This is a genomic window from Streptomyces sp. NPDC048441, assembly GCF_043200235.1.
Taxonomy (GTDB): domain Bacteria; phylum Actinomycetota; class Actinomycetes; order Streptomycetales; family Streptomycetaceae; genus Streptomyces.
On sequence record NZ_JBICXM010000003.1, the window covers coordinates 118104 to 139807 of the forward strand.

Below are 21704 nucleotides of genomic sequence, written 5' to 3' on the forward strand. Positions count from 1 at the left end.
ACGGGGGAAGCGGACGGCGCATGACCCCGCAGTGGGGCCAGTCCCTTGCCCCGCTGCGGTTTCCTGCCAGATCCGCCGGGGCACATCACCAATCCTGCGCCCCGCGCCTCCCGGAACGGGCGGGCAAAGGACCTCTGCTGCCGGGCCGTTGGTCCCTAAAAGCCCTGTGAGGACAGGGCGGGTTAGACTCTCGCCCGTCACAGGGGTCAACAGGAGTCACAGGGCGCAGCAGGTAAGGGGAGGCCGGGAGCGTGGCGGTGCAGTGGAAAAAAATCGGGCTCTTCGCGCTCGTCGTCTTCATGCTCTACGTGATCATCACTGACCCTGCCAAGGCAGCGGACTACGTCCAGATAGGCTTCGAGGCGGTTTCGGACGCCGCTCGGAGCATCGGTGACTTCATGACGTGGGTCGCCAATGGAGGCAAGGACTGAGCGGCTCTCCGCCGCCTTCCTCACCCACGCCTTCGCCTTCGCCTTCCCAGGAGTGCGCATGATCCGCCATCTGGTCCTCTTCAAGCTCAACGACGGTGTGCTGCGCGACGAGCCGCGCGTCGTCGACGGCGTCAAGGCCTTCCGCGCGCTCGGCGAGCAGATCCCGGACCTCGCGTTCTGGGAGTGCGCCTGGAACATCACCGACCGGCCCATCGCGTACGACTTCGCCATCAACTCGGCGGTCGAGGACACCGATGCGCTGAAGCGGTACATCGAGCACCCGGCCCACCAGGCGGGCGTAGCACTGTGGCGGGAGTTCGCCACGTGGGTGATCGCGGACTACGAGTTCTGAGCCACCTGGCTCAGCGGCCCCTCCCCGATCGGCCCCTCACCGGAACGGTGAGGGGCTTTTCTGCGTCCCATGCCCCAACTTGCCCCTCAACACGTAGTTATCGGGTGCTTGCACACAGTGCACATGTCTTGTGATGCTATGACCGCTTTTGACGGATGAGTTGACCGACGTCGACTGATCTTGACTGAGCCTGACAGGGCTTGACTGAGCTTGACCGAGAAGGGGTGGCGTTGACCGTGCCGGCCAGTACTGCGCCCGAAGCGCCACCCGAAGCAGCACCAGTGACGCTGCGAGAGAGCACTTCCGAAGGCCCCGCCGCCCCTGGCACGCCCGGTGGCCTCAGCGCCCCCAGCGGCCCGCCCGCGCCGAGCACCCCGAGCAGCAGGGGCGCCGACACCCGGGCCCTGACGCAGGTGCTCTTCGGCCAGCTCAAGGAGCTCGAACCGGGCAGCCCTGAGCACGGCCGCGTGCGCGGTGCGCTCATCGAGGCCAATCTGCCGCTGGTGCGCTACGCGGCGGCCCGCTTCCGCAGCCGTAACGAGCCGATGGAGGACGTCGTCCAGGTCGGCACGATCGGTCTGATCAACTCCATCGACCGCTTCGACCCTGACCGCGGCGTGCAGTTTCCGACCTTCGCGATGCCCACCGTGGTCGGCGAGATCAAGCGGTACTTCCGCGACAACGTACGAACGGTCCACGTGCCGCGGCGCCTTCACGAGCTCTGGGTGCAGGTGACCGGGGCGACCGAGGACCTCACCACGGCGTTCGGGCGCTCGCCCACGACCGGGGAGATCGCCGAGCGGCTCAAGATCACCGAGGACGAGGTCCTGGCCTGCATCGAGGCCGGACGTTCGTACCACGCGACTTCATTGGAAGCGGCCCAGGAGGGCGACGGCCTGCCCGGCCTGCTCGACCGGCTCGGCTATGAGGACCCGGCACTCGACGGCGTCGAGCACCGCGATCTCGTCCGCCATCTTCTCGTCCAGCTGCCCGAGCGCGAACAACGCATCCTGCTTCTGCGCTACTACAGCAATCTGACGCAATCACAGATCAGCGCCGAATTGGGCGTTTCTCAGATGCATGTGTCAAGACTGCTGGCCAGAAGCTTTGCCCGGCTTCGATCCGCAAATCGTATCGAGGCGTAACCGTATCGAGTGGACTGCCCCGACGGCGGTTCCCGACGGCCTCGTTCGACTAAATGCCGCAGACCCCCCCTTTCCTGCATCGATGTCACTCTTCTTTGTCGACATGTAACTACAGCGTGTTGCCGACATGTGACATTCTGCTGGAACCGCGTTTGCCGCAGCCCCACGTCCGGTATTCAGGTGGAGGCTGCGTTCCTCCGACGGGAACGTCCGCCGTGACCGTCCGCGACCTCAAGGGGGTGGCATGTCCGCAGACCAGGGCAGCTCGAAGGTGCTCACGCTCACGAAGAGCGAGTCAGCGCCCGCCGCGCTTGTGAGCCCAGTAGTTACCGGGGCTTCCGGCGCCATCGACACACGCACCCTGTCCCGCTCCCTGTTCCTGCGGCTCGCCGCACTCGACCAGGACAGCCCGGAGCGTGTCTACGTAAGAGACACGCTGATCGAGCTCAACCTCCCGCTCGTCCGGTATGCGGCAGCGCGCTTCCGCAGCCGCAACGAACCGATGGAGGACATCGTCCAGGTCGGCACGATCGGCCTGATCAAGGCGATCGACCGCTTCGACTGCGAACGGGGCGTGGAATTCCCGACGTTCGCCATGCCGACGGTCGTCGGCGAGATCAAGCGCTTCTTCCGCGACACCAGTTGGTCGGTGCGCGTGCCGCGCCGCCTTCAGGAGCTGCGGCTCGCGCTGACGAAGACCAGTGACGAGCTCGCGCAGAAGCTCGACCGCTCGCCGACCGTGCCCGAACTCGCCAAGGCACTCGGGGTGTCCGAGGAGGACGTGGTCGACGGCCTGGCCGTCGGAAACGCGTACACGGCCTCGTCGCTCGACTCGCCCGCCATCGAGGACGACGGCGGCGAGGGCTCCCTCGCGGACCGCCTGGGCTACGAGGACAGCGCGCTCGAAGGCGTCGAGTACCGCGAATCCCTCAAGCCGCTGCTCGCCAAGCTGCCGCCGCGCGAGCGCCGCATCATCATGCTGCGCTTCTTCGCGAACATGACGCAGTCGCAGATCGGCGAGGAGGTGGGCATCTCGCAGATGCATGTGTCGCGGCTGCTCACGCGGACGCTTTCGCAGTTGCGGGAAGGATTGATCGCCGACTGAGCGCGGTGGTCAACGCGCCACGGAGTGGCCGGTGTTGCTGACGGGGTTCCTATGTGACGGACCGTCAGCCACACTGGCGCGATGCGACGCGGCGTACGGAATGTACTGGGTGCCTCCACGGCCGTCCTGTGCCTGGGCGGCCTGCTGGCCGCGTGTGGCGGCGGGAGCGGCGACGACGGCTATGTGGCGACCGGCGCGGCTGCGGAGAGGCCTCAGCAGGCGCCGGGCAAGGGCGTCGCCCCTACCGGGGATGTGGAGCTCGTACCGCTGGACGGGAGTGAGAAGCCGTCCAGCGGCAAGGGCAAGGGCGGCGGCTCCGAGTCGCCGGAGCCTGGCCGCCCCGGCAGTTCATCGGGCGCCTCGCCCGCCGAACCCTCCGGCGGCAAAGCCGGCTCCGCCGGCCCTCCGGATGCCTCTGCCGACTCCGGCCCCACGACGGGGGGCGGCGATCCCGGTCGTACGGAGGGAAGTTCGGGCAAGGGAAGTTCGGGCAGTGGTCCCGGCGGCACGCCCTCCGACCCCGGCGACAGCTCCAGCGCTCCGGCCGGCGGCCCCGCGAAACTCAGCGTCGGCGAGCCGCGGCGTAAGGCCGCGGATGACCGTTGGTGCGAGAGAGTGACCGTCACCTTTCACAACACCGGGGGGTCGCCGGTGCGCTCGGGCACGGTCACCTTCGGTACGCATGTCATCGGTGCGCTGGGGATCGACTGGGCGACGGTCGAAACCACCGAGAAGCTTCCCGCGCCTATTGGCGCGGGTGAGCGGGTCAAGAAGACCTGGCCTGTGTGTGTCGAGGCGTGGCGTGTGCCGCTCGGTATGCATGTGGAGACGCGGGACATCTCCGTCAAGTGGAAGTAGCCGGGTTCTGATCCGGGCCGTATGTGGCTGGGTTCTGATCCGCGGGCCGCATGTGGCCGGGTTCTGATCCGCGGGCCGTATGCGGCCGGGTTCTGATCCGCACGCCGTATGCGGCCGGGTTCTGATCCGCACGCCGTATGCGGCTGTGCGCGCAGTTCCCCGCGCCCCTGAAGGCGCCCCTAAGGGGCGCACCTCAGGGCGTCCGCTACTTCAGCGCCAGCCAAGCCACCCCCGCCACCACCACAATCGCGAGTACGACGCCGATGATCAGGCCGATCCGCGGGCCCGTCGGCGCCGCCGCCGGCTGCTGGGTTCGGGCCTGGGGGGACTCGTCGACGAAGGCGCGGAACATCTGCGTGCTGCCTGCGGGGTCGGGGTTGCCCTGGGGACCCTGGGGGTTGTGTGCCATAGCGCAGGACCCTAGCGAACCATCGGGGGTCCGCCCAACCCCCGCTGACCATGGACTTTACGAGGGCAGCCCCAGACCTTTACCGACTCTTTAGGGCGTTGGTCCAGTTTTAGTTTGCCTGCGGCAACCAACTGTCTCTATGGTTGCCCTAAGCAACAACATAGGAGGTGCCGTGGCCGCGCAGCGTCAGTACGAGGAGCTGGCCCGACAGCTCAGCGCCATCGGTGCCGTGAAGCGAGGCCTCGGAAGGGGCCTGCCGCCCGACTGCCCCGGCGGATCGGCCGCCGTACTCGTCCTGCTCGACCGGCACGGCGCGATGCGGATGAGCAGGCTCGCCGAGCTGCTCGCCGTCGACATGTCGGTGACCAGCAGGCACGTCGCCCACGTCGCGGAGAAGGAGTGGATCCGCCGGGATCCCGACCCCGCCGACAAGCGCTCCCGCATCCTGCGCCTCACGCCCCAGGGCATGGCCAAGCTCGAAGAGCTGAACGAACTGTCGATCAAGACGCTCACCCACTACTTGCATGACTGGTCCGACGACGAGGTCGTCCAGCTCAGCACGCTGCTCGCGCGACTGCGCGACAGCTTCGGGGACTGCCGCGCGGCTTCGGCCCGGCTCCCTTTCGAAGAGACCACCCGTACACCCGCGTAACGAAGAGGAAGCCCATGGCAACAACCACACCAGCCGGTGTGCGGGGCAGCCACGCCAAGCACGGAGCGGCGCACGAAGCCGGTACTCCGATGACGCACCGCCAGATCATGGAAGCCCTGTCCGGGCTGCTGCTCGGCATGTTCGTCGCGATCCTGTCGTCGACGATCGTCTCCAACGCCCTGCCCGAAATCATCGGCGACCTGGGCGGCGGCCAGTCCGCCTACACCTGGGTCGTCACCGCGTCGCTGCTCGCGATGACGGCGACCACGCCCCTGTGGGGCAAGCTGTCCGACCTCTTCAGTAAGAAGGCGCTCGTACAGATAGCCCTGGTCATCTATGTCCTGGGCTCTGTCGTCGCAGGCCTCTCGCAGAACGCCGGGATGCTGATCGCCTGCCGTGTTGTGCAGGGCATCGGCGTCGGCGGGCTTTCGGCGCTCGCCCAGATCGTCATGGCCGCGATGATCGCCCCGCGCGAGCGTGGCCGCTACTCCGGCTACCTGGGTGCGACCTTCGCCGTCGCCACCGTCGGCGGCCCGCTGCTCGGCGGTGTCATCACCGACACCTCGTGGCTCGGCTGGCGCTGGTGCTTCTACGTCGGTGTGCCCTTCGCGATCATCGCCCTGATCGTCCTGCAGAAGACCCTGAAGCTCCCCGTCGTGAAGCGGGACGTCAAGGTCGACTGGGGCGGCGCCTTCTTCATCTCGGCGGCCGTCTCCCTGCTCCTGGTCTGGGTGACCTTCGCGGGCGACAAGTACGACTGGATGTCCTGGCAGACCGGCGCGATGGTCGGCGGCTCGGTCGTACTCGGACTGCTCTTCCTGCTCGTCGAGTCCAAGGCGCGCGAGCCGATCATCCCGCTGCGGCTCTTCCGCAACCGCACGATCACCCTCGCCTCCATCGCCTCGCTCTTCGTGGGCGTCGGGATGTTCACCGGCACGGTGTTCTTCAGCCAGTACTTCCAGCTGGCGCGCGACAAGTCGCCGACGATGTCCGGCGTCATGACGATCCCGATGATCGCGGGTCTGTTCGTCTCGTCCACCGTCTCCGGCCAGATCATCACCAAGACCGGCAAGTGGAAGGCCTGGCTGGTCGCCGGCGGTGCGCTCCTGACCGCGGGGCTCGGCCTGCTCGGCACGATGCGGTACGACACCGAGTACTGGCACATCGCGATCTTCATGGTCCTGATGGGCCTCGGCATCGGCATGATGATGCAGAACCTGGTCCTCGCCACACAGAACCAGGTCGCTCCCGAGGACCTCGGTTCCGCGAGCTCCGTCGTCACCTTCTTCCGTTCCCTCGGTGGCGCCATGGGCGTTTCGGCGCTCGGCGCCGTGATGGCGACGCGCATCACCGGCTACGTGAAGGACGGCGTCGCCGACCTCGGCCCCAAGGCCGCGGGCATGGGTCACGGCGGTACGGGCGGTGGCGGCATCCCCGACCTGGACAAGCTCCCGGCCCCGTTCCGCACGATCATGGAGACCGCCTACGGGCACGGCATCGCCGATGTCTTCCTGATCGCCGCGCCGCTGGCCTTCATCGCCTTCCTGATCACGATCTTCATCAAGGAGGTCCCGTTGCGTACGTCCGGTGCGCTGGCTCAGGCCGCCGAGCCCTCCGAGGTTCCGGCCACCACCGTCGCCGATGAGCAGCCGGTGCTCGCCTCTGTCGGTGCGCACACCGAAGCGGGTCCTGACGGCACGCAGAAGCTCGCCGCTGTGGCCTCGTCGGCCGCCGGTGACGCCCCGCCGCAGGCCATCGGCGGCGGCACTCCGGTCCACGGCTTCGTCCGCGGCGCGGAGAGCGCTCCGGTCCCGCGGGCCGCTGTCACGCTGATCTCCCTCGGGGGACGGCAGCTGGGCCGTGCGGTCGCGCAGGGCGACGGGTCCTACGCCGTCGACGCCCCGGGCGCCGGGTCGTACGTACTGATCGCGTCGGCCGACGGTTTCCAGCCGCAGGCCTCCACGGTCGTCGTCTCCGACGAGGCACTCACGTACGACATCCTGCTGAGCGGCACGAGTGGCCTCAGCGGTGTGGTGCGGGCCTCCGACGGGAAGCTGCCCGTCACCGGCGCGATGGTCATCGTGACCGACGTGCGCGGCGATGTCCTCGCCACCGGGATCACCGGTGACCAGGGCGAGTTCACCTTCGCCGAGCTGGTGCCCGGACAGGTCACCATCGCGGTGAACGCCGCGGGTCACCGCCCGATGGCGCTGCCCGTCGAGGTCGGCGCGGTCGGCGTCACCCGGGTCGAGGTCGAGCTGAACGCCGGTTCGCAGGTGCTCGGCACCGTGCGGGCCAAGGGCGGGCCGCTGAACGACGCGCGGGTCACGCTGGTGGATGCGGCGGGCAACGTCGTCTCCACGGCGACCACCGGGTCGGACGGGGCGTACGCCTTCACCGACCTGGACAACGGCGAGTACACGGTCATCGCGACCGGCTACCCGCCGGTGGCGACGGGTCTGACCGTCGCCGGAGAAGGTGTCGGCGACCACGACATCGAACTCGCCCACCCCGGCGAGTAGGTGAGTAATTGACCCCGGCCCGTGCGCGCGCTCTGAGCGGATGCGTGCTTGCGGGCCGGTGTGGAAAGGGCCCCCGGGACGGCGGTGACGCACACGGCAGGGGACGGCCGTGTCACCGCCGCCGGGGGCCGCACTCTTTTTGAGCTCGGCAAGGAGAAAAACGGGATGGGACTCAGCGCTCGGATCCGGACGCGTGACGGGTGGGCGGTGTCGCACGCCGTCGTCACCCTGACGGACATGACAGGCGCGCAGGTGCTGCGCGCGGCGGCGGACGGGGAAGGTGCGGTACGCGACGCGACGGATCTTCCTCCCGGCCCCTACACCGTGATCGTCACCGCGGTCGGCTACGCGCCCGTGGCCTCGACCGCGCTCGTCACGGCGAGCGGCCGTGCGGAGGTGGGCAACATCGTCCTCGCCCGGCAGGGCGGTACGGAGCTGCCGCCGCCGGGGCCCTGGACCATCGACCCGGCGCACTCGACGGTGGGCGCGGTCGCCCAGCACCTGGGGATCACCAGCGTGCACGGCCGGTTCACCGACTTCGGCGGGCACGTGGAGATCGCCGGGGCCGACGGGGACATGGAGAAGTCTCGGGTCGAGGCGGTCATCAAGTCGGCCTCCATCGACACGGGGAACGGAATGCGGGACGGCCACCTGAAGTCTCCCGACTTCCTGGACGTGGAGCAGTACCCGGAGCTCGTGTACCGGTCGTCGGGCCTGACGCCCGCCGGTCCTGACCGCTGGACGGTCCACGGCGAGCTCCAGATGCACGGTGTCGTACGCCCGGTCGACCTGGACCTCAGCTACCTGGGTACGGGTGCGGATCCCTGGGGCGGCACTCGCGCGGCCTTCCGGGCCACGGTGGAGCTGCGGCGGGAGGACTTCGCCATGAACTACAACCAGGTGGTGCAGGCGGGGATCTCGGCGATCGGGACCACCTTGCGGGTCGAGTTGGACATCCAGGCCGTGCAGGGGGAGTCGTTGCCTCAGGGATAGTGGGTGGGAGGGCGCTGCCCGGACGTAGGGTGCCCGTATGGCACCTCACATCGCGACCAACACCGCCGTGTCCCTCGATGAGTTGCTGGACTTCGTCCGGCCCCGGCATCGCGCCATCCTGCTCACCGCCCGTGCGGACAGCACCCCACAGGGGTCGCCTCTGACCTGTGGGGTCGATGACTCCGGGCGGATCGTGGTGTCCACCTACCCCGAGCGGGCCAAGACGCGGAACGCGAAGCGGAATCCGCAGGTCAGCATCATTGTGCTGAGCGACGAGTGGAACGGGCCCTGGGTGCAGATCGACGGGGCGGCCGAGGTCGTCGACTCCCCGGAGTCCGTGGAGCCGCTCGTCGAGTACTTCCGGAACATCTCCGGTGAGCACCCGGACTGGGACGAGTACCGCGAGGCGATGCTGAAGCAGGGCAAGTCCATCATCCGGATCACTCCGGAGCGGTGGGGACCGGTGGCCACCGGGGGCTTCCCGGCGGCTAAACCGTAAGGACGTACGGGCTTAAGGGCGTACGGGCGGGCGTACGGCCTAGCGGCCCGGACGCAGCATTGCTTCGATGCCCGCCACCAGCAGGTCGAGCGCGACCGCGAAGTCCAGCTCCCACATCTCCTCGACCGTGCTCCCGCCCCGCGCCTCCATCATGTCGGAGGCGCTGTGCAAGGTCTCCTCCATGCCCGGATGGGCGTTGACGGCGCCCATGGCCTCCTTGAAGTACTCCCCGGGGGTCAGACCCGCCGCGGCGCACCGCGCGATGTAGTGGCCCTGCACGGTGCCGAATCCGTACACGAACTGGAAGACCGCGGCGATCGCGCCCGCCTGCTTCTCCGTCGGCAGGCCGGTCTCGCGCACCACCCCCTGTACGGTCAGCGCGAACTTGAGCCAGTTCGGGCCGATGTTGAGGTAGTTGCCGACCAGCGGTGACACCCAGGCGTGCCGGACCAGCAGCCCCCGGTACTCCTCGGCGAGTTCGCGAAGTGCCGCACGCCACCGCTCGGCTGTCACGGACTCCGGGTCCGGCAGCGTCATCTCGCCGGCGGCCGCGTCCAGGGCCAGTTCGAGGAGGTCGTCCTTGGTGTCGACGTACCAGTACACGGACATCGCCGTGACGTTCAGGTCCGCCGCCAGGCGTCGCATGGAGAACTTGGCGAGGCCCTCCTCGTCGAGGAGACGGACCGTGGCCTCGGTGATGCGGTCACGGTCCAGGCCCGTCGGCTGATCACTCTTGCGGCCCGCGCCGTTCCGGGGGGCCTTGCCCTCCAGCCAGACGCTGGTACGCGCGAGGCGCTTCGCGCGGTCGGCTGCCTTCGCCATGGCGCACCTTCCTGGTCCTGAGCTCTTGTACCGGTGTTCCGAGGGCGGGCGACAGACCGGAATCAGCCAGTCCGCCGCCGCCCGGCATCGATGCTATGCGGACGGCGCCGCCGGGCCCGCCCCCGCAGAGTCTGCCCTCTCCGCCCTCTTCAGCAACGCGGCTGCCAGCAGGCCCCCGAGCAGCACGGCCCCCGCGCCCACCAGCTGACTGGTCTCCAGGCCGGATGAGAACGCGTCGGCGATCTTCGTTCGTTCGGCGTCCGACCCCGCCGCCGCGAGGGCCGCGGGCAGTGAGACCGCGGAGACGGTCACGAGCGAGGCGAAGCGTGAGTTCAGGACGGCGCCGAGCACGGCCACGCCGAGACCGTTGCCGAACTCCGCGAGCGTGCCGTTGACGCCCGCGCCCACGCCCGCCTTCTCCGGCGGGATCGCGCTCATGATCGCGTTGGCCATGGCGGGCATGGCGAGCGCGATGCCCGCGCCCATCACGATGAGGCCGGTCAGCATTCCGGCGTAGTTGTCGCCGCCGAGTACGGCGATCGCGGCGAGGCCCGCGGAGAGCAGGGTCATGCCGATGGCGATCGTGGCAGGGGTGCTCGTCTTCTTTAGAAGTCGTGCGCCCAGGCCTGTGAGGTTGAGTGCGACGACGGTTACCGCGAGCGGTGCCGTGCGAAGGCCTGCCTCCAACGGCTCATATCCCAGAACGAACTGGAGGTGCTGGGTGAGCAGGAACAGCGAGCCGCCCATGCCGAAGGCGACCAGGATGGCGCCCGCGACGGCCCCGATGAAACGCTGGTTGCGGAAGAAGTGCATGTCCAGCATCGGGTGCGGGATGCGCAGCTCCCAGAAGACGAAGCCGCCGAGTACGGCCACGCCCACCGCGGCGGCGACGAGCACCTGCGGCGATGTCCAGCCGTGTTCGGGCCCCGAGATGATCGCGTACACGACCGAGGCCATGCCGATGGTGGAGAGCAGCGCGCCGAGCAGGTCGGGGCGGTCGCCCTGGGGGTTCTTGGACTCCGGGACCAGCTTGATGACGGCTGCCAGCGCGATGAGCGCGACCGGGATGTTGATCAGGAAGATCGCGCCCCACCAGAAGTGGTTGAGCATGACCCCGCCCATCAGCGGGCCGAGCGCGAAACCGAGGGAGTTGACGGTCGACCAGAGGCCGATCGCCTTCATCCGTTCACTGTCGTCGAAGATCTGTACGACGACGGCAAGCGTGGTGGTGATCAGGAGCGCCCCGCCGACGCCCATCCCCGCGCGGGCGGCGATGAGCTGCGTCGATGACTGGGCCAGGCCCGCGACCAGCGAACCGATGCCGAAGAGGGCGAGGCCCGCGGCGAGCATCTTCTTACGGCCGTAGCGGTCGGACGCGCTGCCCGCGGTCAGCAGAAGGCCGGACTGGACGAGCGAGTAGGCGTTGATCATCCACTGGATGTCGGCCGTGGACGCGTCCAATTCCTTGGTGAGGGAGGGGATGGCGACGTTCAGGACGGTGTTGTCCAGGAGGACGGTGAGCTGAGCGAGGCAGATGACGCCGAGGATCAGCCAGCGCTGGGGGTGCCCCTGAGGGGCTGTGGGGGTCTCGGCGGTCGTCGTTGCCGTCATGCCCTCTCCTTCTTCTTCTCTACTTATACGGTGTACGGGGGGTTGGTGATGTACACCGTAAAGCATCTCCTGTACGGCGTACAAGAGATTTTCCGGGGGGCGTGAAAACAGCATCGGGGCCGACCGCTGGTCGCGGTCGGCCCCGATGCGTTCGAGCTGCGTCAGCTCTTGAGTCGTGTCAGCTCTTGAGTCGTGTCAGCTCTTGAGTCGTGTCAGCTCTTCGGCTGGGTCAGGCCTTCGGCTGCGTCAGGTCGTAGAAGGTCGCACTGCCCACCGTGACCTTCTTGTAGGTGTCCTCCACCCAGGAGGTGATCTTGGAGGAGGTGCCGCTGTCGCCGCCCATGCCGCCTCCCATACCGCCGCCCGAGATGAAGTAGTGGACCTTTCCGTCCTCGACGTACTGCTTGAACTGGGCGAGGGTCGGGGACGGGTCGCTTCCGTTGAAGCCGCCGATGGCCATCACCGGGTCGCCAGTGGCCAGTTGGTAGCTCGCGGCGTTCTGCGAGCCGATGGCAGCCGCCGACCAGGTGTAGTCCTCGGCATTCGCCTCCAGGAGCTTCTTCGCCTTGGCGCTGACCTGGGCGCCGTCGAGGAGGCCGCCCATGCCGCCGCCTCCGCCCATGCCGCCGCGCTCGGCCATGGCGGCGCCGCCGGGCATGGTGCGTTGCTGCTGCTTGCCCTGGGGGTTGGTGCCCTGCTGGCCAGGCGGCTGGCCCTGCTGGGCGGGCGGCTGGCCCTGCTGGCCGGGCGGCCGCATCCCGCCGCCCCCGCCCTTACCTCCCCCACCGGGACCGCCGCCACCAGGACCGCCCCCACCAGGACCGCCGCCCATCCGCCCCGCCGAAGCGGGACCCGCGGTCACGATCGACCCCGTGTGCGCGCTGTTCACCGTCGAGAGGGTGTACGCGACCGGCCCCGCCACGGACGCGGCGAAACTCAGTCCCACGGCCGCGAGGGCGAGTTGACGCCCGAGCCGGGCCGCGAGCAGCAGGCCGAGCGCGCCCACAAGGCCGACCACGAGCACCGCCCAGCGCAGCCACGGCAGGTAGTCCGAGGTCCGGCCGAGCAGGGTGTACCCCCACCACGCCGTGCCCGCGACGGTCACGCCGAGCAGCGCGCCCGCCCACCACTTGGCCCGCTCCTCCCACAGGACCGTGGCGCCCATGCCGATCAGAGCGGCGATGTAGGGGGCGAGGGCGATCGTGTAGTACTGGTGGAAGATCCCCGCCATGAAGCTGAAGACGGCCGCCGTCATCAGGAGCGAACTGCCCCACGCCACGAACGCCGAGCGCGTGGTGTCCGTCCTGCGGGCCTTCCAGGTCAGGATGATGCCGCCGACGAGCAGGATCAGCGCGGCGGGGATGAGCCAGGAGATCTGGCTGCCCACCTCGGAGTTGAACATCCGCCCGATGCCGGTCTCACCCCACTGACTGCCACCGCCGCCGCCACGGCCGCCACCGCCACCGCCGACGCTGCCTGCCTCTTCCCCGTTGATGCGGCCGAGGCCGTTGTAGCCGAAGGTCAGCTCGAGGAAGGAGTTGTTCTGCGAGCCGCCGATGTACGGGCGCGATGACGCGGGCCACAGTTCGACGATGGCCACCCACCAACCGCCGGCGGCGATCATCGCAAGCCCGGAGAGGGCGAGTTGACCGAACCGCTTGCGCAGCCGCACGGGTGCGCACACCGCGTAGAGGACCGCGAGCGGCGGCAGGATCAGGAACGCCTGCAGCGTCTTGGCCAGGAAGGCGATGCCGACCGCGACGCCCGCCCACACCAGCCACTTGGTGCGGCCGTGCTCCAGGGCGCGAAGCACGCAGTACACGGTGACGGTCATCAGGAAGGCGAGGATCGCGTCCGGGTTGTTGAACCGGAACATCAGCGCGGCTACGGGTGTGAGAGCGAGGACCGCTCCCGCGATGAACCCGGCCGCCGGGCTGAAGCGGCGGCGTACGGCCGCGTAGAGCACACCGACCGTCCCGACGCCCAGGAGAACCTGCGGGGCGAGCACCGCCCAGGAGTTGAGCCCGAAGAGGCGTACGGAGAGTGCCATCGGCCAGAGAGAGGCCGGGGGCTTGTCGACGGTGATCGCGTTGCCCGCGTCGAGCGAGCCGAAGAACATCGCCTTCCAGCTCTGGCTGCCTGCCTGGACGGCCGCGGAGTAGAAGGAGTTGGCGTAACCGGAGGCGCTGAGGTTCCAGAAGTAGAGGACCGCCGTCGCGAGCAGCAGCCCCAGGAAGGCGGGGCGCGCCCAGCGCGGATCGTCGGGGCGGCCGTGCCACAGCCGTGCGGGCAGGCGGCGCGGGCTCCGGTGGGCGTGTTCGTGTTCACCCGGCGTTGTGTGAAGTGGCGTTGCCACGTGGGGAGTTGTCGTCATCGGGCGTTCCTGGGGTCGCGTGTGTAGGTGAGCTCGTACGAGGACGGGGACGGGGACGAGGCGTCGGACGATGTCGCGTCGGACGATGTCGCGTCGGACGATGTCGCGTCGGAGTAGCGGCGCTCCGGGAACACCCACGCCCGCAGGAGCAGGAACCGCAGCACCGTCGCCGCGAGGTTGGCGGCTATCAGTACCGCCAGTTCCGTGCCGTGGGACGCGTCGATCGATGCCGCGTCGAGGGCGGCGAGCGAGCCGCTGGTCAGGGCCAGGCCGATGGCGAAGACGACGAGGCCCTGTGCCTGGTGGCGCATCGCGCGGTCGCGGCCCCGTACCCCGAAGGTCAGGCGGCGGTTCGCGGCGGTGTTGGCGACCGCCGACACGAGGAGGGCCAGTGCGTTGGCCACCTGGGAGCCCGAGAACGTACGGAAGCCGGAGTAGAGGAGGAGGTAGAAGAGCGTGGAGAGCGCGCCGACCACGCAGAAGCCGACCAGCTGGCGGGCCAGGCCACCCGGCACGCCGGTCAGCTGCCGGTCACGCGGGTCGTCCCCGAAGGGGCGCGCGAGGCGGTCGAGCGGGAGCGCGCCGACAGCGAGCGCCCTGCCCACCCGCCACACCCCCTTGAGATCATCCGTGGCCGTCCTGACCAAGTGGACGGTCGAGTCCGGGTCGTCGACCCAGTCGACCGGCACCTCGTGGATGCGGAGCCCCGCGCGCTCGGCGAGCACCAGCATCTCCGTGTCGAAGAACCACCCCGTGTCCTCGACCAGCGGCAGCAGCACCTTCGCCACATCGCCCCGGATCGCCTTGAAACCGCACTGGGCGTCGGAGAAGCGTGCGTGCAGCGAGCTGCGCAGGATGAGGTTGTAGCCGCGGGAGATGAACTCCCGCTTGGGGCCGCGCACCACACGCGAGCTGCGCGCGAGCCGGGAGCCGATCGCCAGGTCGGAGTGTCCGGAGATCAGCGGCGCCACCAGCGGGAGCAGCGCGTTGAGGTCGGTGGACAGGTCCACGTCCATGTAGGCGAGGACGGGGGCGTCCGAAGCGGACCACACGGCGCGCAGCGCACGGCCGCGCCCCTTCTGCTCAAGTCGCGTGTACCGGACCTCTTCGCTCGCCGTGGCGAGCCGCGCCGCGACCTCGGGGGTGCGGTCCGTGGACGCGTTGTCCGCGATGGTGATGCGGAAGGGGTAGGGGAAGGTGCGTACGAGATGGTCGTGCAGGCGCCGCACACACGGCCGGAGATCCTTCTCCTCGTTGTAGACGGGGATCACGATGTCCAGGACGGGTACGTCCCGCCACGCGGCCGGAAGGTGGGCCCGCGCCGGCAGAGGGACCGAGCAAGCGCCGCCCGGGGAAGAGTCCGCCGGGGAAGAGTCGGTTTGCATGACACCGACATTCGCCAAGTGGTCTGTCAGGCCTGTGTGGTGAGCCTGTGGCCGGGCTGTGAGTACGTGACCTCGGTGGACGCCGCGGGCAGCGTCACCGCGAACACCGTCCGTCCCGGCACGCTCTCCACGGTCACGCTCCCGCCGTGCGCCGTCACGATGGCCTGCACCAGGGCGAGGCCCAGGCCGGTGGAACCGGCGGTGCGGGAGCGTGAGGCGTCACCGCGGGCGAACCGTTCGAAGACGTGGGGGAGCAGGGCGGGCGGGATGCCGGGGCCGTCGTCCTGGACTTCCAGGCGTACGGCGCCGCCGTCCGCGTCCCGCAGCACGCGGGCAGTGACCTTCGTGCCCGGGGGTGTGTGCGTGCGGGCATTGGCCAGGAGGTTGACGACGACCTGGTGGAGGCGGGCCGCGTCGGCAAGGACGATCGCGGGCTCGTCCGGCAGTTCGAGGCTCCAGTGGTGTTCGAGCCCCGCCGCTCTGGCGTCGCTCACGGCGTCCACGACGAGGGGTGAGAGATCAGTGCTCTCGTACGTGAGCGGCAGTCTCGCACCGGCGGTTCCGGAGCGCCCGACATCCCGCCCCTCATCAAGCCGCGCGAGCAGCAGCAGATCCTCCACCAGCCCTGTCATCCGCTGCGCCTCGGATTCGATCCGGCCGAGCGCGTGCCGCGTATCGGGCCCTGTCGACTCCCGCCCCCGGCGCGTCAGTTCGGCGTATCCACGGATCGAGGCCAGCGGCGTACGCAGCTCATGACTGGCATCCGCCACGAACTGCCGTACCCGCGTCTCGCTCTCCTGACGCGCGTGCAGCGCGGAGTGCACATGGTCGAGCATCCGGTTGAGCGCGGCGCCCACCTGGCCGACCTCCGTGTTCGGCTCCGCGTCGGGCACGCGCTCGTAGAGCGTCACCTCGCCGCTGTGCAGGGGTAGTTCGGATACCCGGGTCGCGGTCGCCGCGACCCGGCGCAGTGGGCGCAGCGCGACGCCGACCATGGCCGCACCGGCGAGCGATGCCGCCACGAGGCCCGCGGCGGTGACGCTGACCTCGACGATGACCAGCGTATTGAGAGTGTTCTGCACCTTGGTCGTGGGAATCCCGATGAGGAAGTCGCCGTGGGGTCCTGTCGCGTACTGCACGCGGTACTCGCCGCGGTCGGGGATGTCGACGTTGTGCGCGTGCTCGTCACGCGGCACGGAGCCGAGCGCGGCAGCCTGCTCGGTGTCGAGCTGCTCGGTCCGCGGCTCGACGCTGCCGCTGCCGCTGTCCGGCTCATCACTGATCAGCGCCCGGCCGACCGAGCCGTCGTTCTCGACGACGGCCCCGATGGTGCCGAGCTCCTGGGGCCCCTTGGAGACGAACCGCAGCGGATCGCCCGAATCCTCGGGCAGCTTGCCGCCGCCGGCACCGCCGCCCGGCTGGGGCAGCGGCCCTGAAGCACGCATGGCGACCGCACCGAGCGAGCCGTCCAGCTGCTCGTACAGGTGCGAGCGCAGCGCGATGGTCGTCACCGTGCCGATCACCGCGCAGACGACGGCGATCAGCGCGACGGCCGAGACGACGAGCCGCGTCCGCAGCGAACGCGGCTGCCGCCGCCGTTTCATGAGACGGCTACGCCCTCGACCGCGGGCGCGGGCTTGATCAGGTACCCGGCACCGCGGCGCGTATGGATCATCGGCTCACGCCCCGCGTCGAGCTTCCTGCGCAGATACGAGATGTAGAGCTCGACGACGTTGGCCTGGCCCCCGAAGTCGTAGTTCCAGACGCGGTCGAGGATCTGCGCCTTGCTGAGCACGCGCCGCGGGTTGCGCATCAGATAGCGAAGCAGCTCGAACTCGGTGGCGGTGAGATGGATGGAGTCCCCGCCACGGGTCACCTCGTGGCTGTCCTCGTCGAGGGTGAGGTCGCCGACGGCGAGTACGGATTCGCTACGCCGGTCGGAGGCCCCCGCACGCCGGATGAGCCCGCGAAGGCGCGCGACGACTTCCTCCAGGCTGAAGGGCTTGGTGACGTAGTCGTCGCCCCCGGCGGTGAGCCCGGCGATCCGGTCCTCGACGGCGTCCTTGGCCGTCAGGAAGAGCACCGGCACATCGGGCAGCTCGCGCCGCAGCCGTCCGAGCACGGCGAGGCCGTCCATGTCGGGCAGCATCATGTCGAGCACCACGGCATCGGGCCGGAAAGCGCGGGCGGCCCGCACCGCACCGGCACCGTCACCCGCGCTGCGGATCTGCCAGCCCTCGTAGCGCAGGGCCATGGAGAGCAGCTCGGTCAGCGACACCTCGTCGTCGACGACGAGTACGCGAACGGGGCTCCCGTCCGTCCTGAGCAGTTCGGTACGCCCCTGGGGCGAGGTCGTAGTCATGGCACACAGCCTGCGCCGCGGCCCTGAGAGAGCTCTTGCCGGAACCTGTGAATTCCCTGAGAAACGGGGGCCTACGGCCCAGGCTCTGGGCTACGGCCCAGGCTCTTCGGGCCGATCGGCCACGAACGAGCCGAGGCCGACCTCAGCTCGGACGAGCCCTTCCGCCTTGAGGTGCGCCAGAGCCTTCTGCGCCGTCGAAGCCGCGATACCGAACTCGGCGGACAGCTCCACGACGGACGGCACCCTGGCGCCTACCGGGTAGGTGCGGTCGTCAATGCGGGACGCGATGGCTGCAGCCACCTGGCGCCAGACGGGGCGTGTTCGATCGAGTTCCGAACTCATGCGGTGGACGCTAAAACACTGCGGTAGACCGTGCGACCGGAGTAGAGTCCAATAAACCTCGGTAGACCACGGTAGACCGACACGCAGAGGGACCCCCGCGACGGAGGTCCCGGGTCGCCGACGCCATGGAATCCGTCCAGCTCGGCATGGGCGGCGAACTGCTCACGTACGCCCGAGACATGCTCGCCGACGCCTCCGAGAGTGAACTCCACTTCCTCGCACAGCGTTTGACCGAGGCGTTGCAGGACGCGTTGCGGGTCGCCGAGAGCCGAGGCCTCAGGTTGCGCTGAGCCGTCTGTGTTGCAGGAAAATCCCGGGCGGCGCGGCCTGCCGCCGGGATTTCCTTGCAATAGGGCCGCTCCCTACCCCCGCTCGAAGCCGTAGCTCCGCTCCACCTTGGCCACATGCACGACGTACTTCTCGTACCACTCGGCGCGCCCTCGCCTCTGCGCCGTGCGGTGCTCGGCGTCGCCGCGCCACTCCTTGATCGCGTCCTCGTCACGGAAGTACCCGACGGTGATGCCGAGCCCGCCGGGCGTCCGCGCGGAGTCCATCCCCAGGAAACCGGGCACGGAGGCGACGAGCTCGTCCATGCGGGCGCCGGTCTCGTCGTAGCCACTGCCATCACCATCGCCGTCGCGGTTTTCGACGTCGGCCATCAGAGAGGTGAACACGACGGCGTAGTAGGGCGGTTCGAAGACGGGCCGAAAGGGCGGGACAGGCGTCACGGGCTGATCACTCATGTCCCCAGATTCGGCCGCGCCCCACCCGCCTGTCCACCCTTCCCCGCCTTCATTGCCATACAGGCAGCCAGACTTGACCATCCGGTCAGCTCCACCTCGAACCCAGCGGCCCGCAGACCCGGACCCCGACCCTCGGCCCCCGGCTCCCGGCACCCAGCCCCCAGCCCCCCGCTCAGAAGAGCCCGCCCTGTACGACAGGCACCTCCCGTACAGGAACCGTCGTACGGTCCGCTCCCCGCGCCCCTTCGAGCCGCCACCCCCGCAGCAGTCGGCTGTCGAGGACGATCAGCCGCCCGCCGTCGTCGAGACAGAGATCGGGCCCGGCCACGGCGACGAGTTCCCCAAGAACCACCCCACCGTCGACAAGCTCGGTGACGGCGAACCCGCCCACGCCCGCCAACCGTTCAACCCCGAACACCTCACCGTGATCCCCGAGGGCGTGATCTTCCAGGTACATCCGCTCAAGCGACTCGGGCCACCCCGGAAGCGCGAGGGCAGCGCCATGCATCCGCTCCAGCTCACGCCGCCGTTCGTCCACCCCCGGCAGGCCGGCCCTGACGGCGCGCTTCCTGGCGTACGAGATCCGGTCCGGCACCCCGAGGGCGACCCGCAGCACCTCCTCGGCCCGCCGCGCCGCCATCAGGGGCCCGCGCCCCAGCCAGACGAAGGCCACGGCCCCCTGCTCAAGCAGCCGAGCCGAGCCGCGCTCCTCACGGGTGATCCCGACCTTCACCATCCCCACCCCGAACCACGCGAGGTAGACCCGGTAGGTGCGCGGATCGTCGGCGATGGTGTCGGCGGCCACCGAGTGCGCCCGGTCGAGCCTGGCGCACTCGGCACACCGGGCCTGCGTCCCCCGCCCCGGCACGCCAGCCGCGACCGGACAGGGATTCCCCCGGGCCCCCACGCACTCCCGCCGACCGAGGGCCCGGAAGCCCACCTGCCGCCCCACGACCAGCGGGCTGACGTCCCCCCGCTCCCAAACGAGCACGGGCCTCGCCGCGTCCGTCCAGCTCAACCCCGCACTACGCCACTCCATAGGGACAGTCTTACGCAGCCCCGCTCCGGGTCTCAGCAGCTCAGGTGCCGCCCGGGGGCGACATGCAACACCCGCACGAACTCCCGATAGAGCCCGACCCGGTGCTTCACCTGCTCGGGCCGCCCTCCGTCGCACTCGGGCCCGTTGAGACTGCGGATGGTCTCGCCGAACCCCTTCTTCCGCAGCATGGCCTCGTGCCCGGTGACGGTGCCCATCCCGGTCTGGGTGTTCCAGTACCAAAGGGCTGTCATCCAGGCCACCTTCGGATCGCGCTCCACCAGCCACGGATCATTGAGCAGGTCGATCCCCAGCGCGTCTCCGGCCGCCTTGTAGTTGAAGTTCCAGCTCAGCATGATCGCGCCGCGCCCGTAGTACGCGGCTTCCCCGGCCGGGCATCCATAGGGCTGGGTCTTGTCGCAGAAGACGGGGTACGTCGACTCGTCCTGAGCCACGACATAGAACAGGCCCCCGGTCTCATGACTGACGTTGGCCAGGAAGGCGGCGGCTTCCTGCCTCCGCACCGCCTTGCTCCCCGTCCGCGCGAACTCCGGATAGGCACGGGTGGCCTCGACGAGACCGTCGTACGTGAAGAAGGGGTCCCGCTCAGGGAACATCCGCTCGAACTGAGCCTCACTGACGACGAACTTCGCCTTGCCCGGCGCTTCGGCGGCGGTACCGGGCACCGCGACAGCGGTGGCCCCGCTCACGCCACAGAGCACCGCCAACGCGACCAGAACGCCCAGGACTTGCCCACTCAGTGTCCTTAACACTCTCGGCGTCCTCAACGCTGTCAGCGTCCTCAACGCTGTCGGCGTCCTCAACACTCTCAGCGTTCTCAGCGTTCTCCACACCGGGTCATCACTCTCCTCGGACGCCGCCATCCCCGAGGGGGGATTGGTCCGGACCATTGTGCCGAGCATGTCAACATCGCATCTCAATATCGCCCTCGTCCGGCGCACACCGGCGCGACTAGGATCCGAGTCATGCCCCTGACCATGAGCGACGTGGACCGGTTCGAGGCCTCCATCCCCCGCCTGGAGGCCATCGCCTACCGCCTGCTCGGCTCCGCGAGCGATGCCGAGGACGCCGTACAGGAGGCGTTCCTGCGCTGGCAGGCCGCCGACGTCGACCGCATCGAGGTCCCCGAGGCCTGGCTGACGAAGGTCCTCACCAACCTGTGCCTCAACCAGCTCACATCGGCCCGCGTCCGGCGCGAGACCTATGTGGGCCAATGGCTGCCCGAGCCGCTGCTCACCGGGGACACGATGCTCGGCCCCGCAGACACAGCCGAGCAGCGCGAGTCGGTCTCGTACGCGGTGCTCGCCCTCATGGAGCGTCTCGCCCCCAACGAGCGTGTGGTGTACGTGCTGCGCGAGGCCTTCGGCTACCCGCACCGGGAGATCGCGGAGATCCTCGACATCACCGAGGCCTCTTGCCAGCAGACCTTCCACCGTGCCAAGAAGCACATCGCGGACGGCAAGGCCCGTACCACCGAGATCGACGAAGCCGCCGCCCGGCGGATCGTCGAGGAGTTCCTCGAGGCCGCCACCAGCGGCAGGACCGAGCCGCTCGTGCGGCTGCTCGCCGGGGACGCCATCTCGATCGGCGACGGCGGCGGGAAGGTCCCGGCCCGCGCCAAGGCGTTCGAAGGCGCCCTCGCGGTCGCGACGTTCATCCGGGGCCTGTTCAAACCCGGCGAGTCCAAGCGCGCCATCGCCGGCGGCTCGCCCGAGGTCTACGCCACGTCAGTCAACGGCGACCCGGCCGTCGTGATGGTCCTCGACGGGAGGGTCATCGGCGTCATGTGCCTGGAGGTCACCGCCGACGGCATCGTCGCGCTCCGCAATCAGGTCAACCCCGACAAGCTCGAACGCGTAACGCGGCAGTGGGCGGCCACGGAGCACGGGAAGCCGTTGTTCAACGCGTTCTGACCCTTCACTCCGACCTTCACTCCGACCCTTCACTCTGACCCTCCCCTCCCACTGTGAGGTGCTTCACACCGCGCTCCTGTCAGGAAACGGCAGGCTGCCCGGTTCAAGTGGCGAACCCGCTGAAGAGCT

At 69.3% G+C, this 21704-nt stretch carries 22 protein-coding genes; 11 read left to right on the plus strand and 11 right to left on the minus strand.

Translation table 11 applies throughout. The features are described 5' to 3' along the window. Positions 1–251 precede the first annotated feature (251 nt). The 5 genes from ACGFSB_RS08460 (at position 252) to ACGFSB_RS08480 (ending at position 3891) form a co-directional block, all read left to right on the plus strand. Positions 252–431: a hypothetical protein gene (locus ACGFSB_RS08460; protein WP_190082868.1), complete on the plus strand. Its 180-nt coding sequence runs from the start codon at positions 252–254 to the stop codon at positions 429–431. Between the two features lie 58 nt (positions 432–489). After that, positions 490–783, plus strand: coding sequence for a Dabb family protein (locus tag ACGFSB_RS08465; protein WP_393397006.1), 294 nt, complete (start codon positions 490–492; stop codon positions 781–783). 230 nt (positions 784–1013) lie between these two features. Further along, positions 1014–1928 (plus strand): RNA polymerase sigma factor SigF, encoded by a 915-nt coding sequence (locus ACGFSB_RS08470; protein WP_393397008.1) that lies wholly within the window; start codon positions 1014–1016, stop codon positions 1926–1928. A 244-nt stretch (positions 1929–2172) separates the two neighbouring features. Then, positions 2173–3033: an RNA polymerase sigma factor SigF gene (locus ACGFSB_RS08475; RefSeq protein ID WP_393396077.1), complete on the plus strand. Its 861-nt coding sequence runs from the start codon at positions 2173–2175 to the stop codon at positions 3031–3033. A gap of 81 nt (positions 3034–3114) precedes the next feature. Continuing rightward, positions 3115–3891 carry a hypothetical protein gene (locus ACGFSB_RS08480; RefSeq protein WP_393396079.1) on the plus strand — a complete coding sequence of 259 codons (777 nt, stop codon included), beginning with the start codon at positions 3115–3117 and terminating at the stop codon, positions 3889–3891. Positions 3892–4096: 205 nt separating this feature from the next. On the opposite strand, the gene ACGFSB_RS08485 is transcribed toward ACGFSB_RS08480, so the two are convergent. Then, positions 4097–4300 (minus strand): hypothetical protein, encoded by a 204-nt coding sequence (locus ACGFSB_RS08485; protein WP_393396082.1) that lies wholly within the window; start codon positions 4298–4300, stop codon positions 4097–4099. A gap of 172 nt (positions 4301–4472) precedes the next feature. Here ACGFSB_RS08485 and ACGFSB_RS08490 point away from each other — a divergent pair, with 172 nt between their 5' ends. From ACGFSB_RS08490 to ACGFSB_RS08505, 4 genes are all read left to right on the plus strand, one after another. Then, positions 4473–4952: a MarR family winged helix-turn-helix transcriptional regulator gene (locus tag ACGFSB_RS08490; RefSeq protein WP_393396085.1), complete on the plus strand. Its 480-nt coding sequence runs from the start codon at positions 4473–4475 to the stop codon at positions 4950–4952. Positions 4953–4966: 14 nt separating this feature from the next. Then, complete coding sequence (locus ACGFSB_RS08495) at positions 4967–7474, plus strand: MFS transporter (protein WP_393396088.1); 2508 nt, start codon at positions 4967–4969, stop codon at positions 7472–7474. Positions 7475–7639: 165 nt separating this feature from the next. Further along, positions 7640–8467 carry a YceI family protein gene (locus ACGFSB_RS08500; protein WP_393396091.1) on the plus strand — a complete coding sequence of 276 codons (828 nt, stop codon included), beginning with the start codon at positions 7640–7642 and terminating at the stop codon, positions 8465–8467. 37 nt (positions 8468–8504) lie between these two features. Then, on the plus strand, positions 8505–8966 hold the full coding sequence (locus tag ACGFSB_RS08505; protein ID WP_393396094.1) for a PPOX class F420-dependent oxidoreductase: 462 nt from the start codon (positions 8505–8507) through the stop codon (positions 8964–8966). 39 nt (positions 8967–9005) lie between these two features. On the opposite strand, the gene ACGFSB_RS08510 is transcribed toward ACGFSB_RS08505, so the two are convergent. From ACGFSB_RS08510 to ACGFSB_RS08540, 7 genes are all read right to left on the minus strand, one after another. Then, positions 9006–9788, minus strand: a complete 783-nt coding sequence (locus ACGFSB_RS08510) for a TetR/AcrR family transcriptional regulator C-terminal domain-containing protein (RefSeq protein WP_393396097.1) — start codon at positions 9786–9788, stop codon at positions 9006–9008. Positions 9789–9881: 93 nt separating this feature from the next. Beyond that, the gene (locus ACGFSB_RS08515; RefSeq protein ID WP_393396100.1) at positions 9882–11399 is read right to left on the minus strand and encodes an MFS transporter; all 1518 of its coding nucleotides are present in this window, start codon (positions 11397–11399) and stop codon (positions 9882–9884) included. A gap of 229 nt (positions 11400–11628) precedes the next feature. Further along, a complete protein-coding gene (locus tag ACGFSB_RS08520) occupies positions 11629–13773 on the minus strand; it encodes an ArnT family glycosyltransferase (RefSeq protein ID WP_393396103.1) in 2145 nt (714 codons plus the stop codon). After that, the gene (locus ACGFSB_RS08525; protein ID WP_393396106.1) at positions 13770–15158 is read right to left on the minus strand and encodes a glycosyltransferase; all 1389 of its coding nucleotides are present in this window, start codon (positions 15156–15158) and stop codon (positions 13770–13772) included. Before ACGFSB_RS08525 ends, ACGFSB_RS08520 begins: the two co-directional genes overlap by 4 nt. A gap of 26 nt (positions 15159–15184) precedes the next feature. Then, positions 15185–16762, minus strand: coding sequence for a sensor histidine kinase (locus ACGFSB_RS08530; RefSeq protein ID WP_393396109.1), 1578 nt, complete (start codon positions 16760–16762; stop codon positions 15185–15187). Beyond that, positions 16759–17520, minus strand: coding sequence for a response regulator transcription factor (locus ACGFSB_RS08535; RefSeq protein ID WP_393396112.1), 762 nt, complete (start codon positions 17518–17520; stop codon positions 16759–16761). Before ACGFSB_RS08535 ends, ACGFSB_RS08530 begins: the two co-directional genes overlap by 4 nt. 90 nt (positions 17521–17610) lie before the next feature. Further along, positions 17611–17862, minus strand: coding sequence for a GntR family transcriptional regulator (locus ACGFSB_RS08540; RefSeq protein WP_393396115.1), 252 nt, complete (start codon positions 17860–17862; stop codon positions 17611–17613). A 125-nt stretch (positions 17863–17987) separates the two neighbouring features. On the opposite strand from ACGFSB_RS08540, the gene ACGFSB_RS08545 reads away from it, so the two are divergent. Next, positions 17988–18152 (plus strand): hypothetical protein, encoded by a 165-nt coding sequence (locus ACGFSB_RS08545; protein ID WP_393396118.1) that lies wholly within the window; start codon positions 17988–17990, stop codon positions 18150–18152. Between the two features lie 72 nt (positions 18153–18224). On the opposite strand, the gene ACGFSB_RS08550 is transcribed toward ACGFSB_RS08545, so the two are convergent. From ACGFSB_RS08550 to ACGFSB_RS08560, 3 genes are all read right to left on the minus strand, one after another. Beyond that, entirely contained in the window at positions 18225–18605 is a 381-nt protein-coding gene (locus ACGFSB_RS08550) for an antibiotic biosynthesis monooxygenase family protein (RefSeq protein WP_393396121.1), read from the minus strand. Positions 18606–18777: 172 nt separating this feature from the next. Beyond that, entirely contained in the window at positions 18778–19644 is an 867-nt protein-coding gene (locus ACGFSB_RS08555) for a DUF2797 domain-containing protein (protein ID WP_393396124.1), read from the minus strand. Positions 19645–19676: 32 nt separating this feature from the next. Then, complete coding sequence (locus ACGFSB_RS08560; RefSeq protein WP_393396127.1) at positions 19677–20351, minus strand: chitinase; 675 nt, start codon at positions 20349–20351, stop codon at positions 19677–19679. A 276-nt stretch (positions 20352–20627) separates the two neighbouring features. Here ACGFSB_RS08560 and sigJ point away from each other — a divergent pair, with 276 nt between their 5' ends. Further along, on the plus strand, positions 20628–21575 hold the full coding sequence (gene sigJ / locus ACGFSB_RS08565; protein ID WP_393396130.1) for an RNA polymerase sigma factor SigJ: 948 nt from the start codon (positions 20628–20630) through the stop codon (positions 21573–21575). Positions 21576–21704 lie beyond the last annotated feature (129 nt).

What these genes read in the sequence shown, in the direction of transcription:
- sigJ (WP_393396130.1), top strand. Translation starts at nt 20,628, where the DNA reads ATGCCCCTGACCATGAGCGACGTGGACCGGTTCGAGGCCTCCATCCCC.
- ACGFSB_RS08510 (WP_393396097.1), bottom strand. Translation starts at nt 9,788, where the DNA reads ATGGCGAAGGCAGCCGACCGCGCGAAGCGCCTCGCGCGTACCAGCGTC.
- ACGFSB_RS08550 (WP_393396121.1), bottom strand. Translation starts at nt 18,605, where the DNA reads ATGAGTGATCAGCCCGTGACGCCTGTCCCGCCCTTTCGGCCCGTCTTC.
- ACGFSB_RS08485 (WP_393396082.1), bottom strand. Translation starts at nt 4,300, where the DNA reads ATGGCACACAACCCCCAGGGTCCCCAGGGCAACCCCGACCCCGCAGGC.
- ACGFSB_RS08545 (WP_393396118.1), top strand. Translation starts at nt 17,988, where the DNA reads ATGGAATCCGTCCAGCTCGGCATGGGCGGCGAACTGCTCACGTACGCC.
- ACGFSB_RS08555 (WP_393396124.1), bottom strand. Translation starts at nt 19,644, where the DNA reads ATGGAGTGGCGTAGTGCGGGGTTGAGCTGGACGGACGCGGCGAGGCCC.
- ACGFSB_RS08525 (WP_393396106.1), bottom strand. Translation starts at nt 15,158, where the DNA reads ATGCAAACCGACTCTTCCCCGGCGGACTCTTCCCCGGGCGGCGCTTGC.
- ACGFSB_RS08540 (WP_393396115.1), bottom strand. Translation starts at nt 17,862, where the DNA reads ATGAGTTCGGAACTCGATCGAACACGCCCCGTCTGGCGCCAGGTGGCT.
- ACGFSB_RS08480 (WP_393396079.1), top strand. Translation starts at nt 3,115, where the DNA reads ATGCGACGCGGCGTACGGAATGTACTGGGTGCCTCCACGGCCGTCCTG.
- ACGFSB_RS08495 (WP_393396088.1), top strand. Translation starts at nt 4,967, where the DNA reads ATGGCAACAACCACACCAGCCGGTGTGCGGGGCAGCCACGCCAAGCAC.
- ACGFSB_RS08500 (WP_393396091.1), top strand. Translation starts at nt 7,640, where the DNA reads ATGGGACTCAGCGCTCGGATCCGGACGCGTGACGGGTGGGCGGTGTCG.
- ACGFSB_RS08535 (WP_393396112.1), bottom strand. Translation starts at nt 17,520, where the DNA reads ATGACTACGACCTCGCCCCAGGGGCGTACCGAACTGCTCAGGACGGAC.
- ACGFSB_RS08520 (WP_393396103.1), bottom strand. Translation starts at nt 13,773, where the DNA reads ATGACGACAACTCCCCACGTGGCAACGCCACTTCACACAACGCCGGGT.
- ACGFSB_RS08475 (WP_393396077.1), top strand. Translation starts at nt 2,173, where the DNA reads ATGTCCGCAGACCAGGGCAGCTCGAAGGTGCTCACGCTCACGAAGAGC.
- ACGFSB_RS08515 (WP_393396100.1), bottom strand. Translation starts at nt 11,399, where the DNA reads ATGACGGCAACGACGACCGCCGAGACCCCCACAGCCCCTCAGGGGCAC.
- ACGFSB_RS08505 (WP_393396094.1), top strand. Translation starts at nt 8,505, where the DNA reads ATGGCACCTCACATCGCGACCAACACCGCCGTGTCCCTCGATGAGTTG.
- ACGFSB_RS08530 (WP_393396109.1), bottom strand. Translation starts at nt 16,762, where the DNA reads ATGAAACGGCGGCGGCAGCCGCGTTCGCTGCGGACGCGGCTCGTCGTC.
- ACGFSB_RS08465 (WP_393397006.1), top strand. Translation starts at nt 490, where the DNA reads ATGATCCGCCATCTGGTCCTCTTCAAGCTCAACGACGGTGTGCTGCGC.